This is a genomic window from Flavobacterium ardleyense (assembly GCF_042686085.1).
Classification (GTDB): Bacteria; Bacteroidota; Bacteroidia; order Flavobacteriales; family Flavobacteriaceae; genus Flavobacterium; species Flavobacterium ardleyense.
This window is the reverse complement of the sequence record NZ_JBHUOL010000012.1, coordinates 807,134-822,938: the sequence shown is the minus strand read 5'-3', so window position 1 is coordinate 822,938 and position 15,805 is coordinate 807,134. Positions and strand designations below refer to the sequence as shown.

The 15,805-nt window shown below is 33.9% G+C and carries 12 protein-coding genes; all 12 read right to left on the bottom strand.

Translation table 11 applies throughout. The features are described from left to right. Positions 1–119: 119 nt before the first annotated feature. Positions 120–806 (bottom strand): hypothetical protein, encoded by a 687-nt coding sequence (locus ACFSX9_RS09490; RefSeq protein ID WP_379806987.1) that lies wholly within the window; start codon positions 804–806, stop codon positions 120–122. 311 nt (positions 807–1,117) lie between these two features. Further along, entirely contained in the window at positions 1,118–1,999 is an 882-nt protein-coding gene (locus ACFSX9_RS09485; RefSeq protein WP_379806985.1) for a DUF808 family protein, read from the bottom strand. Positions 2,000–2,217: 218 nt separating this feature from the next. Continuing rightward, on the bottom strand, positions 2,218–3,489 hold the full coding sequence (locus ACFSX9_RS09480) for a rhomboid family intramembrane serine protease (RefSeq protein ID WP_379806983.1): 1,272 nt from the start codon (positions 3,487–3,489) through the stop codon (positions 2,218–2,220). Between the two features lie 381 nt (positions 3,490–3,870). Continuing rightward, positions 3,871–4,296: a hypothetical protein gene (locus ACFSX9_RS09475; RefSeq protein WP_379806981.1), complete on the bottom strand. Its 426-nt coding sequence runs from the start codon at positions 4,294–4,296 to the stop codon at positions 3,871–3,873. 325 nt (positions 4,297–4,621) lie between these two features. Beyond that, positions 4,622–5,644 carry a Holliday junction branch migration DNA helicase RuvB gene (ruvB, locus tag ACFSX9_RS09470; protein WP_379806979.1) on the bottom strand — a complete coding sequence of 341 codons (1,023 nt, stop codon included), beginning with the start codon at positions 5,642–5,644 and terminating at the stop codon, positions 4,622–4,624. A 75-nt stretch (positions 5,645–5,719) separates the two neighbouring features. After that, positions 5,720–7,486: a cytochrome c oxidase subunit I gene (locus ACFSX9_RS09465; protein WP_379806977.1), complete on the bottom strand. Its 1,767-nt coding sequence runs from the start codon at positions 7,484–7,486 to the stop codon at positions 5,720–5,722. A gap of 29 nt (positions 7,487–7,515) precedes the next feature. Then, on the bottom strand, positions 7,516–8,670 hold the full coding sequence (locus tag ACFSX9_RS09460) for a cytochrome c oxidase subunit II (protein WP_379806975.1): 1,155 nt from the start codon (positions 8,668–8,670) through the stop codon (positions 7,516–7,518). A 22-nt stretch (positions 8,671–8,692) separates the two neighbouring features. Next, entirely contained in the window at positions 8,693–10,168 is a 1,476-nt protein-coding gene (locus ACFSX9_RS09455) for a quinol:cytochrome C oxidoreductase (protein WP_379806973.1), read from the bottom strand. A 27-nt stretch (positions 10,169–10,195) separates the two neighbouring features. Then, entirely contained in the window at positions 10,196–10,741 is a 546-nt protein-coding gene (locus tag ACFSX9_RS09450) for a c-type cytochrome (protein WP_379806971.1), read from the bottom strand. 9 nt (positions 10,742–10,750) lie between these two features. Continuing rightward, positions 10,751–11,275 (bottom strand): DUF3341 domain-containing protein, encoded by a 525-nt coding sequence (locus ACFSX9_RS09445; protein WP_379806969.1) that lies wholly within the window; start codon positions 11,273–11,275, stop codon positions 10,751–10,753. Positions 11,276–11,279: 4 nt separating this feature from the next. Continuing rightward, positions 11,280–12,689 (bottom strand): NrfD/PsrC family molybdoenzyme membrane anchor subunit, encoded by a 1,410-nt coding sequence (nrfD, locus tag ACFSX9_RS09440; protein WP_379806967.1) that lies wholly within the window; start codon positions 12,687–12,689, stop codon positions 11,280–11,282. Between the two features lie 31 nt (positions 12,690–12,720). Further along, on the bottom strand, positions 12,721–15,774 hold the full coding sequence (locus ACFSX9_RS09435; RefSeq protein WP_379806965.1) for a TAT-variant-translocated molybdopterin oxidoreductase: 3,054 nt from the start codon (positions 15,772–15,774) through the stop codon (positions 12,721–12,723). Positions 15,775–15,805: the final 31 nt, after the last annotated feature.

Sequence of the window (15,805 nt, the reverse complement as noted above, 5' to 3'; positions counted from 1 at the left end):
AATATAGCTGTTTTAAAAAGCAACCAAAGCGTGAACTGCAGTTTTTTTTAAGAATAAAACTACTGCAAACTAAAGAAAAATATTGACGGAGTTCCACAAAGTAACTTGTACCCAAAAAGCTACTTATAAACTTTTTTACTCGCTGTTTCTTCGTGTTTTACAATGCGATTGTTTGCTCCAAGTAGTTTTCGTGAAATGTCATTTACAATAATTGTATCGTGAATAATAGCATAATTTCTCTTTAAAACGGCGAATTCTTCTCCAAGAAATTGGTTCAGGGCAAAATCCAGTTGATTTGGCTTTATTGAATTTTTGTAATCATCCATCGCCATAACATACTGTTTGTTTTTATAGAAGATTTTAAATTCGAAAATTTTCTCATTACTAGCAATGACTTTTTGTTTTTCTAAATCACTATAGCGAATTTGCATCTGTCCACTTGCGTTAGTTTTGTATCGTTTCTCATTATTATTTATGGAAAACTCAACTTGAATTTTCTCTTTATATAAGTTTGTAAAATTCATAACTAAAGTATCCGGATTGTCCACAGAACAAATGTAACCTAAATCAATACTAGGGATTTTAGGATAGTGCTTTCTTACTAAAACAATACTATCCTTGTATAAATGATAAATTCCATTCTCAGTATTTGCATTGACAACGGCGGGGTATGCATAACTATATGTAGAGTCCGAATTTAATGTTAGTTCACATTTTTCAACTTTAGTGCCGTAATTAGTTCTTTGGCAGGAAAGACATAATAGGACAAAAAACGCAGGTAGTACTAAAAACTTTATTACTTTCATTAATCTTCTTTTTTTAAGGACGTATTAGAGATAAATGTTTGCTATGTTTTTACTCTTTTTATGAAATTTGAAAAATGTTAAAAAAACAGAATTATTGGTTCAGCAAACCTTGAATTTAAAAGACAGAAAGCATGCTTAATATAAGCAAAAGAATGGCGTGCAGTTTATTCTTTTAAAATAATCTCATGAAAATAGTGTTATAGATGATCCTAAGTTTTGCAAATAGTTTTTCGAAAAAAGCGCATTACCAATTACAAAACAAAAAAATAAATAGTTCTTATATTTTAATTAAATAACTTTTTATAATACTTCTACTTTTTTACCAACTTTTTCAATTTCATAAAAACCGTCATCAATAAAACCGCAATTATCCCGAAAATAATTCCAATCAGGAATTCAGCCACAATAGAAGGAATGCTGTGCGGTACTAAATCATGTATATATGAAATATTATGCATGAAAATACCACCCGAAACTAAAAGAAGCGCTATTGTTCCAATTACCGCTAATGATTTAATAACAATTGGCAAAGCTTTAATTAATGTTTCTCCAACACCTGATAGGAAGCCTTTATTATTGGATTTTCTCATTAAATAATAACCGGCGTCATCCATTCTTACGATTAAAGCAACAATTCCATAAACTCCAACTGTTGCAATAATTGCGACAATCGTCACGCTTAAAATTTGCGTGGTAAGAGAATGTTGTTTTTCCAAAGCGGTTCCTAAAGCAATGATCACAATTTCAAGTGACAGGATAAAATCGGTTTTTATGGCAGAGTTTACTTTTGCTTTTTCCGAATGTTCGTCACTTACTTCAAGATTAATTTCTGCTATAACTTCTTCTGCTTTTTTAGAGCGATGGAAAATATATTCAATTATTTTCTCCATTCCTTCATAAGCTAAATAAACTCCTCCTAAAATTAAAGCCATTGTTATAGCTGGCGGATACAACCAATTTAAAACGAAAACGATGGGTAAAATAATAAGCTTATTGATAAACGAACCTTTTGTAACTGCCCAAAGTACTGGGATTTCTCTTTGCGATACAAAACCAGTTGCTTTTTCTGCATTTACGGCTAAATCGTCTCCTAAAATTCCTGCTGTTTTCTTTGCTGCAAGTTTACTTGTCATTGCAACATCGTCCATCAAAGCAGCAATATCGTCTAGTATTGCAAAAAATCCTGATGCCATATATTTTTCTTTAGAATTTGGTATTTCTGTTTGTAAAGTTCAAAACTACGGTAAAGTTTTTTATTTCTGGAAAACTGCGTTGGATTTTATAATGTTTTTAAGAATTTATTTAGCAGAAAGGTTTTTTTGTGATTCTGCTGTAGGTGAAAGATTGTTACGCAAAATCGGGAGACTTTACGGAGCTGAAGACTTTGCGCAGCTCGAAATGCAAAAAGTTATCAGCACTTACTCTTAGAGTTGTCAATTTTACAAATCACTATAACGATTAATATTCCACCAAGTAACCCTCCAATGTGAGCAGCGTTATCAATGCCTCGCCCAAAAAACCCCATTAGTAAATTAATACCTGCAAAAATACCTAAAAATATCAGCACACTTTTGCTTTCTTTTGTATAAGCACCAATCAAAAAAAGACCTAAAATCGCACCATATAAACCAAATATTGCTCCTGAAGCACCCACGCTAATTGTATTAGAATACCACCAAATACTTGCAAGACTTCCGAACAATCCAGAGAGAAGATATAAAATTGTGAATTTTTTCCTTCCTAAAAGAGGTTCAATAAATATCGCTGCAATAGCTAATCCATAAACATTTAGGATTAGATGCATTATTCCTCCATGTACAAACATACTAGAAAATAGTCGCCAATAATCACCATTCAAGGTTTCAAATCGTCTATTTGCTCCCCATTTTAATAATTCCAACCCGGTTGGGGAAACAAAATGAACACCTAAAAAAATCATCAAGACAAATATTAAAATATTTAAATCTAAAATAATCGAAGTAACGAAATGATCATCTTTAGGGACCAAAAACTGAAGCGCATCTAGTAAATCATCTTTTTTTGGTTTCTTACCTGATAAAAACCTTTTTTGTTGAATTTCGCTAAAACCAGGCCAGATTAAGAAAAAAACAAATAGAGTTAATCCAATTCCAAATGAACCAAATATCCATAAAAATTTATTTTGGTTTCGTTCTTCGTAACTATTTAGTTTAGGTTCGAGGATTATATAACTATCGTCAAGCGGTTCGTTAATCCTGCTCGCTATTGCCATTAAAAAACCATCTCTATCTTTTGAATTTGGTTTACTTTCAAAATGATTAAGTTTGTGAAAATCAAAATTTTTCATTTCGTCTAAGCAATCCTCGTAAAACATGTTATAACGCTCTTCTTTCTGAGCACTAGAAAGACGATTGCTAATTTGGTCTTTGAATTTAACACCATACCATAGCTTTTTTGCCTTATTAATGTTTGAAGAAGTATCGTTAACTATTGGATAGACGAAATATACCTCAAAATTTAAATTTTGATTGTAACGACCACTAGTTCTAAATTCTGTGTAAGAAGCCTCGTAGTACGATAGTACTGAGAAATTTTCAATCTTATAAAATCTGTCCTTTTTTGCTGAACTAATTTCAGAAGCATCTTTAAGATGAACTAAGTTTCCTGTAGCAGTTGTAATGAAATCTTGAGAAATAAAAAGCATTGCAGTCAAAATAAGCCAACAAACAAATTGAAAAAAAAACCTTCTTTCATCTATTTTTTTCTCAAATGTTAGTACTCGGAATCTGGGTCTAAGCCAAATAAGTATAGGAATCCAGGGAAAAAGTAAAGGAATCCAAATCATCCAAATCTCTTCTTTAAATTCAAAGACCGATAATTGAATTGCAAAAATCCACCTTACTAGAGAAACTACTAATACTGTCCCTAAAATAACTTTAAAAAAAGTTGGTAAAATGTGTTGTAGTTTTTTTATATATGTTTCCAAAATCCAATTATGAAATGCTAAAAATCTAAGGCATGTTTGACATTTTGTAAAGGAGATACAAAGCAGTTAATAAAAGTCCAGGTAACGCTAAATATAGTCTTACTTTTTTAAATATTCATTTACATAAGTTTCATACTCGGCCTTCAATACCTCAATATCGGTTGATAAATGTTGAATTGAATTTTCAACGGCAGTAAGTTGCATTTTAATCCTTTTCATATATACGAATAACTTAAAAGATGTGTAAATAGAAGTGGCAATTACAACAATGAAATTTAATACAATAATTGTGGTATTTGTCGAAAAATAATCGGTCTGCTGGAATGATTTTACTATGTTGTAAATTAGAAAAGCTATTGCTATAAAATTAATAAATAGTATAAAATAATTCAATATCTCATTTCCTATAGTTTTCGAAATTTGACTTTTTACTTCATCAAATTCTTGTTTTCTAGTAGTGACTCTTTGAATTTTAAATAATTTATAATTACGTAACTCTTCGTTAATTTTTTCTATTTCGTTCATATTGTACGTATTATTAATTAATGTGTTTTCCCTTTTTGCAATTACAGTATTGCTAAATTGTTTATAGCTACTAAACAACGTATTTTGATGCATACCTTTATATATGAAATGCTATTCGTCAGCTTATTCACTATCAAATGTAGATTAAAAAATGATAGAAAACACAAATTTTACATTAAATACAAATCCAAAATTCAAAAATACCTTTTCAAATCTAAATACGATCTCACTACAGGTTTGCGTTAGGGATTGCAGTGCCATCCTTTATGTTTTTCTTTAAAAACATAAAGATAGAACGGAAAGCCCGACCTGAAAGGGAACGCCCTTAAAATAAGCCGCCTTGTATATTTGCTTTAATTTTTCCTAAATGTTTGTACGCCTTTTCGGTAACTTCTCTTCCGCGTGGTGTGCGCATAAGAAAGCCTTCTTGTATTAAGAATGGTTCGTATACTTCTTCGATGGTTTCGCTGCTTTCGGAAACCGCGGTGGCTACAGTTGATAATCCGACTGGGCCGCCTTTGAATTTCTCGATGATGGTTAATAGAATTTTGTTGTCCATTTCATCTAATCCGTGGGCATCAACATTTAGTGCTTTTAGAGCAAATTTCGCTATTTCGATGTCGATTTTTCCGTTTCCTTTGATTTGGGCAAAATCTCTAACACGACGCAAAAGTGCATTGGCAATACGAGGTGTTCCACGACTTCTTCCTGCAATTTCGATCGCTGCTTCTTCGGTAATTGGCATTTTTAAGATGGCCGAACTTCTTTGTACAATTGTAGTTAGCAATTCGGTATTATAATACTGTAAACGGCTTTGAATTCCAAATCGAGCACGCATTGGAGCAGTTAACAAACCTGAGCGTGTTGTTGCACCAACTAATGTGAATGGATTTAGATTTAGTTGGACCGATCTTGCGTTAGGCCCTGATTCAATCATAATGTCTATCTTGAAGTCTTCCATAGCAGAATATAAATATTCTTCGACAATAGGACTTAAACGATGGATTTCGTCAATGAATAACACATCGCGCTCTTCGAGATTGGTTAACAATCCAGCTAAATCTCCAGGTTTGTCTAAAACCGGTCCTGATGTAATTTTGATTCCAACACCTAATTCATTCGCCAAAATATTAGCCAATGTTGTTTTTCCTAATCCGGGCGGACCGTGAAATAAGGTGTGGTCTAGTGCTTCGTTTCTCATATTCGCGGCTTGCACAAAAACAATTAGATTTTCTAATACTTGTTCTTGTCCAGCAAAATCATCAAAACTTAAAGGACGTAACGCTTTTTCGATATCAATATCTTGTGGCGTAAAAGACTCTTTATTGGGATTCAAATTATCATTCATAAAGACAAAGATAGTAAAGTTATAAAACAAAAACCTCTCCGAATTGGAGAGGTTTGTATAGTATGGTGAAAAATATTAATGATGTAATTCTTCTTCTCCTTCTTTCATTGGTACGTTTTGCATAACAAAGTCTTCATCATGACCTGGTTTGCTGTAATCGTAAGGCCATCTGTGTACTTCTGGAATTTCTCCAGGCCAGTTTCCATGAATATGTTCTACTGGTGTAGTCCATTCTAAAGTTGTAGATTTCCATGGGTTTTGTGGTGCTTTCTTTCCGAAGAAAATACTATAGAAGAAGTTCCAGAAAAATGCAATTTGGAACGCAGCTCCTACGATAGCGAATACTGTAATCAATATATTTACGTCAGCTAATTCATCAAATAATGGGAAAGCCGAGTTTGTATAATAACGTCTTGGTAATCCAGCCATTCCGATGAAATGCATAGGGAAGAAAACTCCATAAGCACAAACAGCAGTTGTCCAGAAGTGAACATAACCTAAGTTTTTGTTCATCATTTTTCCAAACATTTTTGGGAACCAATGGTAAACTCCAGCGAAGAAACCATATAAAGCTGATATACCCATTACTAAATGGAAGTGAGCAATAACGAAATAGGTATCGTGAACGTTGATGTCTAGTGTACTATCTCCAAGAATAATTCCTGTTAAACCTCCTGTAATAAATGTTGAAACGAAACCAATAGAGAACAACATTGCAGGGTTCATCTGAAGGTTACCTTTCCATAAAGTTGTAATCCAGTTGAACGCTTTAACAGCAGACGGGATTGCAATTAATAAGGTTGTGAATGTAAATACAGAACCTAAGAAAGGATTCATTCCTGAAACGAACATGTGGTGACCCCAAACAATTGTAGATAAGAAAGCAATTGCGATAATTGAAGTAATCATCGCTCTGTATCCGAAAATTGGTTTTCTAGAGTTTGTTGCAATAATCTCAGAAACTAGACCCATTGCAGGTAAAATTACAATATAAACCTCAGGGTGACCTAAGAACCAAAATAAATGCTCAAACAATACAGGCGATCCACCTTGATAATGTAAAACTTCACCTTGGATAAAAATATCTGATAAGAAGAAAGAAGTACCAAAACTTCTATCGAAAATCAATAATAATGCTGCAGAGAACAATACTGGGAAAGATACAATTCCAATAATAGCAGTTAAGAAGAAAGCCCAAACTGTTAATGGAAGTCTTGTCATAGTCATTCCTTTAGTTCTCAAGTTGATTACTGTAACTACATAATTTAATGATCCCATTAAAGAAGATGCAATAAAAATAGCCATAGATATTAACCATAAAGTCATTCCTAATCCAGATCCTGGAATTGCTTGTGGCAATGCACTCAATGGAGGATAAATTGTCCAACCAGCAGAAGCAGGTCCTGATTCAATGAATAAAGAACTTAACATGATAATACAAGATACAAAGAACATCCAGTATGAAAGCATGTTCATAAATCCTGAAGCCATATCACGTGCTCCAATTTGCAGTGGAATCAAAAGGTTACTAAACGTACCACTTAAACCAGCAGTAAGTACAAAGAAAACCATGATAGTTCCGTGAATGGTAACTAACGCAAGATAAATATCATTACGCATTACGCCATCAGGAGCAAAATTATCTCCTAAAAATATCTTGAAAATTTCGAAAGATTCTTCAGGCCATGCAATTTGCATACGAAAGAATAAAGACATAACAACTCCAACAATACCCATCAATAATCCTGAAATAAGGTATTGCTTTGCTATCATTTTGTGATCCACACTAAAAATATATTTAGTTATGAATGTTTCTTTATGATGAACGTGTTCGTGTGACATATTAATTCTATTATGTGAAATATAAATAATTATTTAATAATTTGAGCTAAAACTACAGTAGTATCAACAACAACTTCGTTAGTAATAGCAGGAGCAGGTGCTTCAGGAGCATTAGCGTCATTCCTTTGTTGTTCTAATGTTGGCTTTTCAGCTAACCACGCTTTAAAATCAGCAGGTGTGTCAACAACAATTTTCATTTGCATATTGTAATGCGATGCACCACAAATTTTGTTACACAATAACAAATAATCAAATGTATAAGGATCTAAAGCAGATTGACCTGATGCAACAAGAGCTTTACTTTTCTTGCTTCTAATATCATTGATTTTAGCCACTTTCTTAACAATCGCTTCGTCATTTCTCATGTCAGCGGTAGTTACACTTGGCGTGAAAGCGAACTGAGTAATCATACCCGGAACACAGTTCATTTGCGCTCTAAAGTGAGGCATATAAGCTGAATGTAAAACGTCTTGAGAACGAATTTTGAAAATTACTTTCTTTCCTTTTGGTAAGTGTAATTCAGTAACAACTTTATCATCTAAAGCTGCAGGATCATCTAAATCAACACCTAAAGTATTAATTCCCTCAATCAATCGAACGTTTGCTTTTCCTAAAGTTTTATCTTCTCCAGCATAACGTGCTTCCCAACCAAATTGTTTAGCATATAACTCAATAACTATAGCGTCTTGTTTTTCTTCCTCAGTTACAAACATAATTGTATTCCAAGTATATAAACCGTACATCACTAAACCAGCTAAGACAATAACTGGAATAATAGTCCAAACTGCTTCTAATTTGTTGTTGTCAGCGAAATATAATGCTTTTCTTCCTTCTTTTCCTCTGTACTTAAACGAGAAATAGTGTAATAAAAACTGAGTAACAGTTTGAACGAAGAAAATAATAGCCATCGAAATGTTCATTAAATTGTCCACTTCTTTTCCATGCTCAGAACCTGGAGTTCCTAATACGAAATCTCCCCAAGCATATAAAGAATAAATAGTGAATATATAAATGAATCCTAAGAATCCAAACATTAAATATCCATTAACACTATTATCATTGTCGTTAGCGATTTCTGACTGTGCAGAAACACCACCAATTTGCGTTAAGTCAAAAATTCTTGTCAGTTGCCATACAGCAATTCCGATTAAGACGATAACTATAAAAACGAAGAAACTTGTCATTTTTTTATTTCTTTTTTAACTATTAATAATGAAAGTGCTTACTTTCTTCAATAAATGGATTTCCTTCTGGTTCAATTGGAGCTTTAGTAAGCGCATTAAACACGACGAATATAAATAAACCTAAGAAGAATAAAATTGAACTGATTTCAGGAATACCGATGAACCATTGATCTCCAACAGTTGCAGGCATAATCATAACGAAGAAATCAATATAATGTCCGAATAAAAGTAATACACCAGCTAAAACAATAATCCAAGATAAACGTTTAAAATCAGTATTAATTAAAATTAACAATGGGAATATAAAGTTTACAATCAACATTCCGAAGAATGGGAAGTTATAGTCTTGAATTCTTGTTACGAAGTATGTTACTTCCTCAGGAATATTTGAATACCAAATTAACATAAATTGTGAGAACCATAAGTACGTCCAGAAAATACTCATACCGAACATAAATTTAGCTAAATCATGAATATGACTTGTATTTACGTTTGGCAATAATCCTAAAGATTTTAAGTATATAGTCACTAATGCTATAACGGTAATTCCACTTACAAAGAAACTTGCAAATACATACCATCCGAATAATGTACTGTACCAGTGTGGATCAACAGACATAATCCAGTCCCAAGACATGATTGATTCTGTAACTATAAACACAACTAAGAATACAGCAGAAAGTTTAAAGTTTCTTTTATATGGCACATTATCAGTAGCAGTATCTTGCGCTATAGAGTTTTTTACAAATTTGTAACGGAAATAATTCCAAACTCCTAAAAATAAAGCTGCAGTAATTAAAAATCTAGTAACATTTAACCAGCCTTTTTTGTTAAAAATTAATTTATCAAAATTAACGTGTTCTGGATTAATAACATCAGGATTCATCCAAGCAAATAAGTGATTGAAATGTAATGAAGATAATACTAATAAAACAAAGAAAATGATAGATCCAGGTAATAAATAAGCCGTGATTCCTTCCATAACTCTATAAAGAATTGGAGACCATCCTGCTTGTGAAGCATATTGAATTGCATAAAAAGCTAAAACTCCTAAAGCAATTAACATGAAGAAAATACAAGCAACATACAACGCAGCCCAAGGTTTATTTTGCAACTGATGTAAAACGTGCTCAGCATGCTCTTTATCATGATTAGCATCATGAGCTACAGTTTCTTTTTTAGGTGTTTCTGCTTTTGCAACAGCAACTAAAGCAGCAGAGTCTACAGCTTCATTTGTAACTACAGAAGAGTCTAAAAGAACTTCAGTAGCACCTTCATTTTTTTGAACTGTATCAATAGCTATCGCATGCGTATGTACATCATGTGTAGTTTTTTCAACATGAGCAGCTTCCTGATGGTGACTATCTGCTATTATTTTTTCAACATCTTCAATAGTTTTAGGAGCGTTAATAAACCCTATAACTATTCCTACTAGGCCTAAAGCCATAAGGACAAATGAAAATGTTTTTAATTTACTTGAAAACGTGTACGTATTCATATCTATAATTTTCAGAAATTTTTACTATTATAATCCAGCTTTAAGCTTTAAAACGTAATCAGCTACCTGCCATCTTTCATCTTGCGACAATTGATTTGAATGTGAACCCATAGAGTTCAATCCATAAGTAACTACGTGATATATACTTCCGTCTGTAATCTCTCTATCTGCGTAACTAGGTACTCCAAGGAATTTTTCTTTCACTACTAAAACCCCTTTACCATCACCTTTATCACCATGACAAACTGCACAATAAATACTATACAATTCTTTACCAGCTTTTTCATCAACCATTGTTGCATCTAAAGGAGATTTTAAAGTTGCTTTTGCTAATGCATAACCTTCTGGAGTATCTGCAATCTCATAAGGAACGAATCCTCTTTTTACAGAACCTTTAGCAGGCATTTGTGCTTCAACACCACCTTTAAAAACGTCATGCTCTGAATATGTTTCATAAGAAACTGCTTCATACATGTTAGGGAAAAACTGATAGTTAGGTTTTGATTTATCGAAACAAGAAGTTGCCAAAAAAGACAAACCTACTACTGCTACTATTTTATATAAACTTTTCATAACTATCTATTAATGCTTATCTACTACTTTAACTTCAACTGCACCAGTCCCAGTAAAAAATGAAATTAATTCATCTTCGTTACCGTGAATTCCAACTTCCATTAAGAAGTGATCATCCGTTGTTCTAACGTCTGGGTTCTCTGCAACTTTAAAAGGCCACAATTTACTTCTCATGTAAAAAGTAATAACCATTAAGTGGGCAGCGAAAAACACTGTTAATTCGAACATAATAGGAACGAATGCCGGCATGTTATCAATGTAACTAAAACTTGGTTTACCACCAATATCTTGAGGCCAGTCTTGAATCATGATAAAATTCATCATCCAAGTAGCGAAAGCCAAACCAACTACTCCATAAAGAAAAGAACAAATAGCTAATCTTGTAGGTGCTAGTCCCATTGCTTTGTCCAAACCATGAACTGGGAATGGCGTATAAATTTCTTCAATATGATGATGAGCTGCTCTAGTTTGCTTAACAGCATCCATTAAAATATCATCATCATTATATATAGCGTGTATTACTTTATTACTCATGATATTAATGATTATCTGAATGATTAGATCCGTTTTGTTCTCTTGCTCTCTTAAAATTGTCACCTGAAGCTTTCAAAATAGTTTTTACTTCAGCTTGTGCAATTACTGGGAAACTTCTAGAATATAATAAGAATAATACAAAGAAGAATCCGATAGTTCCTATAAAAATACCTGCATCAACAAATGTTGGTTGGAACATAGTCCATGAAGAAGGTAAATAATCTCTATGTAAAGAAGTAACGATAATTACAAAACGCTCAAACCACATTCCGATGTTAACTAGAATAGCAATAACGAATGATGCTAAAATGTTAGTTCTAACTTTCTTAAACCACATTACTTGCGGAGAAACAACGTTAAAGAACATCATGAAGAAATAAGCCCACCAGTAAGGTCCCGTTGCTCTATTCAAGAATGCATATTGTTCGTACTCAACTCCTGAATACCAAGCAACCCACAGCTCGGTTATGTAGGCTACACCTACAATAGAACCAGTAATCATTACTACAATATTCATTAATTCAATATGCTGTACAGTAATATAATCTTCTAAATTGGATACTTTTCTCATGATGATAAGTAACGTATTTACCATTGCGAATCCAGAGAAAATAGCTCCAGCTACGAAATACGGTGGTAAAATAGTCGTATGCCATCCTGGAATTACTGAAGTAGCAAAGTCAAAAGATACAATTGTATGTACAGAAAGTACAAGAGGAGTTGCTAAACCAGCTAATACAAGAGATACCTCTTCAAAACGCTGCCAGTCTTTTGCTCTTCCACTCCATCCAAAAGAAAGAATAGAATATACTCTTTTTGTAAAAGGAGTTACAGCTCTATCACGTAGCATTGCAAAGTCAGGTAGTAAACCAGTCCACCAGAAAACTAATGATACTGATAAGTACGTTGAAATTGCGAATACGTCCCATAATAATGGCGAGTTAAAGTTAACCCATAACGAACCAAATTGATTCGGGATAGGTAAAACCCAATACGCTAACCATGGACGACCCATGTGAATAATAGGGAATAAACCAGCTTGCATTACTGAGAAAATCGTCATAGCTTCTGCAGAACGGTTAATTGCCATTCTCCACTTTTGACGGAATAATAATAATACGGCTGAGATTAACGTACCAGCGTGACCGATACCTACCCACCAAACGAAATTGGTGATATCCCAAGCCCAACCTACTGTTTTATTTAATCCCCAAGTTCCAATACCGGTGGTTAAAGTATAAATCATACAACCTACTCCCCATAAAAATGCGGCTAAGGCTATTGAAAATACAGTCCACCATAGTTTGTTTGCTCTACCTTCTACAGGTCTAGCAACATCTACCGTTACATCGTGGTAAGATTTACTTCCTACTACTAAAGGTTTTCTAATGGGTGCTTCGTAATGAGACGACATATTCCTTTATATTGTTTCTGTTAATTAATACTTATTTATCGTTTCTAACTTTCACGTGATACATCACGTTAGGTTTTGTTCCGATGTGCTCTAATAAATGATACATTCTTTCGTCTTCTAGCAATTTAGCTACATCAGATTCAGAATCGTTGATATCTCCAAATTTCATTGCGCCAGTTGAACAAGCAGCAGAACATGCAGTTTGGAATTCATCCTTACCAACAACTCTACCTTCGCGTTTTGCAGTTAATTTAACAGCTTGTGTCATTTGGATACACATTGAACATTTCTCCATAACTCCACGAGAACGAACATTCACATCTGGATTTATAACCATACGGCCTAAATCGTCATTCATGAAATAATCAAATTCACTATTTTTGTTATATAAGAACCAGTTGAAACGTCTTACTTTATATGGACAGTTGTTAGCACAATAACGAGTACCAACACATCTGTTGTATGCCATATGGTTTTGACCCTCTCTACCATGCGATGTTGCCGCAACAGGACAAACTGTTTCACAAGGTGCGTGATTACAGTGTTGACACATTACAGGTTGGAAAGCAATTTGAGGATTTTCAGCAGCATGTTCCATATCCTTGAAAGTACTCACGTTCTCAAACAATCCTGAAGCAGCGTCTTTAACAACGATATCTCCAGCAAATGTATCTTGAGAAGAGTAATATCTATCGATACGTAACCAGTGCATATCACGACTTCTTCTAATTTCTGATTTACCTACAACTGGTACGTTATTTTCAGCGTGACATGCAATTACACATGCTCCACATCCTGTACAAGCGTTTAAGTCAATCGATAAGTTGAAGTGGTGCCCAATACTTCTATCAAAAGAATCCCATAAATCAACGTCTTTAGCAGCTGTTGGTTTGTGATCTAAAGAAACCATCGGCATAATGTTCCAATCTTTGGCGTCCTTTGTATTGAATATTTCAAGAGTAGTTTCTTTGATGATATCACCTCTACCCATTAATGTATTTTGTAATTGAACACAAGCGAACTCATGATCTCCTGAAGCTAAAGTAATAGTCGCAGATTGATTTGAATTCAAGTTAGCATACAAAGCGTAAGCATTAACACCCACTTGCATTTCTTCTTTCAATCCTGTTTTTCTACCGTAACCAAAAGCTAAACCTACAGTTCCTTTAGCTTGTCCTGGTTGAATAATAACCGGAACACTTTCTAAAGTAACATTACCAACTTTAATATTAGCCTTACTTCCGTCTAAACCTCCGTTTGCTACATTCCAGTTTTTAAGACCTATCGCTTCTGCATCCGCTTTAGAAACAGTAACATAATTGTCCCAAGACACTCTAGTAATAGGGTCTGGGAATTCTTGCAACCACGGGTTGTTAGCTTGCTGTCCATCTCCCATACCAACTTTAGTATACAAAACTAAATCAAAATTAGCTGATTTAGCTTGAGCCAAAGTACTTGCAGCTTCATTTGCATTTAGAGCTCCAGCAGTTAATGCAGAAGCACTACCAGCCACAAACCCATCATGCACAGCTTGATTCCAAGACTTTCCAGCTAACGATGTAGCAGCAAAACCTTTTAAGTAATCAAAATAAGGAGCTGTATTATCTGTCCAAGAAAGTAAAGCTTCTTGGAATTGTTTTGTATCAAATAAAGGACGAATCGTAGGTTGCATGATACTATAATTACTTCTAGTCATAGCAACATCACCCCAAGATTCTAAGTAATGTGGAACTGGAGCAGCAATAGTTGTTAAAGATGCAGTTTCATCTTCTTTCAAAGAGAAAGCAACTGATAACTTAACCGATTTTAGTGCGTCAGTAAATTCTTTTGAGTTTGCTAATGTGTAAGCAGGATTAACTCCATTCATAATTAATGTATGAACTTTTCCAGCTTTCAGATCTGCTACTAATTGAGTAACAGCTTTTGCATCACCTTTTCTTGTTAAAATTGCATCACTAGGATTGAATGCTGCTGATTGTAACGCTTGATTAATTGCAATCGCCACCAAATGCGCATTAACATCGTCTAAACCAGTAACAAAAACTCCTTTGCTTCCTGCAGCTTTTAACTGATTAGCAGCTTTAACCACTGCTTCATCATATTTATCAATTTTAGATGTTCCAATAGAAGCACCTGTAACAATATTATAAATTTTAACTAAAGCTTGTTTCTGAGCAGCAACATTCAAAGGAATTCTAACATCTGCATTAGCACCAGCTAAAGACATGTTAGCTTCAATTTGAATATGTTTAGACATCATTCCATTTTTAGGAATACGTCCTTGAGCATATCCTGCATCAAATCCTCCACCTTGCCAATCTCCTAAGAAATCTGCACCCACAGAGACAATTGTATTTGCTTTTGAGAAATCATAATTCGCTAAAGCTCTCGTTCCGTAAACAGATTGAAAAGCATCTAACGCATTAGATTCAGATATAGCATCATAAACAATATGCTTAGTTGTAGGGTATTTTGCTACTAAAGAAGCAACCAAAGCATCAGTAGAAGGACTCGCCATTGTATTAGTTAATACAACTACATTACCCCCACTTGCACTAGCGTCAACTAAACTCGCTTTAACTTTTGTGTTTACGTCAGCCCATTTTGCATCTTTACCAGCAATTTTAGGATTTTTTAAACGTGTACTATCATATAAAGAAAGAACCGATGCATGAACTCTAGCGTTAGCTCCAGTTCTTGATCCTTCTAAATTATTATTTTCAACTTTAATAGGACGACCCTCACGAGTTTTGATTAATATATTAGCAAAATCAAATCCATCCGCCATAGTAGTTGCATAGAAATCAGCAACACCAGGAATAATTTCTTCTGGTTGAATTACGTAAGGAATTGACTTTACAACAGGACCCTCACACGCAGCTAAAGATGCAGCAGCAGTGCTAAATCCAACATATTTCAAAAAGTCACGACGAGTAGTTGATGACGCAGATAAAGAATCTTTATCTCCTAAAAATTCATCAACAGGAATTGGTTCCACAAACTCGTTGTTTCTTAGCGTCTCAACAATAGAACTATTTTCGTTTAGTTCCTCAACACTTTTCCAGTATTTTTTGTTTGATGCCATTGTATAGTATATTAGCTTCTAATTATTAATA

What these genes read in the sequence shown, in the direction of transcription:
- ACFSX9_RS09490 (WP_379806987.1), bottom strand. Translation starts at nt 806, where the DNA reads ATGAAAGTAATAAAGTTTTTAGTACTACCTGCGTTTTTTGTCCTATTA.
- ACFSX9_RS09485 (WP_379806985.1), bottom strand. Translation starts at nt 1,999, where the DNA reads ATGGCATCAGGATTTTTTGCAATACTAGACGATATTGCTGCTTTGATG.
- ACFSX9_RS09480 (WP_379806983.1), bottom strand. Translation starts at nt 3,489, where the DNA reads ATGCTTTTTATTTCTCAAGATTTCATTACAACTGCTACAGGAAACTTA.
- ACFSX9_RS09475 (WP_379806981.1), bottom strand. Translation starts at nt 4,296, where the DNA reads ATGAACGAAATAGAAAAAATTAACGAAGAGTTACGTAATTATAAATTA.
- ruvB (WP_379806979.1), bottom strand. Translation starts at nt 5,644, where the DNA reads ATGAATGATAATTTGAATCCCAATAAAGAGTCTTTTACGCCACAAGAT.
- ACFSX9_RS09465 (WP_379806977.1), bottom strand. Translation starts at nt 7,486, where the DNA reads ATGTCACACGAACACGTTCATCATAAAGAAACATTCATAACTAAATAT.
- ACFSX9_RS09460 (WP_379806975.1), bottom strand. Translation starts at nt 8,670, where the DNA reads ATGACAAGTTTCTTCGTTTTTATAGTTATCGTCTTAATCGGAATTGCT.
- ACFSX9_RS09455 (WP_379806973.1), bottom strand. Translation starts at nt 10,168, where the DNA reads ATGAATACGTACACGTTTTCAAGTAAATTAAAAACATTTTCATTTGTC.
- ACFSX9_RS09450 (WP_379806971.1), bottom strand. Translation starts at nt 10,741, where the DNA reads ATGAAAAGTTTATATAAAATAGTAGCAGTAGTAGGTTTGTCTTTTTTG.
- ACFSX9_RS09445 (WP_379806969.1), bottom strand. Translation starts at nt 11,275, where the DNA reads ATGAGTAATAAAGTAATACACGCTATATATAATGATGATGATATTTTA.
- nrfD (WP_379806967.1), bottom strand. Translation starts at nt 12,689, where the DNA reads ATGTCGTCTCATTACGAAGCACCCATTAGAAAACCTTTAGTAGTAGGA.
- ACFSX9_RS09435 (WP_379806965.1), bottom strand. Translation starts at nt 15,774, where the DNA reads ATGGCATCAAACAAAAAATACTGGAAAAGTGTTGAGGAACTAAACGAA.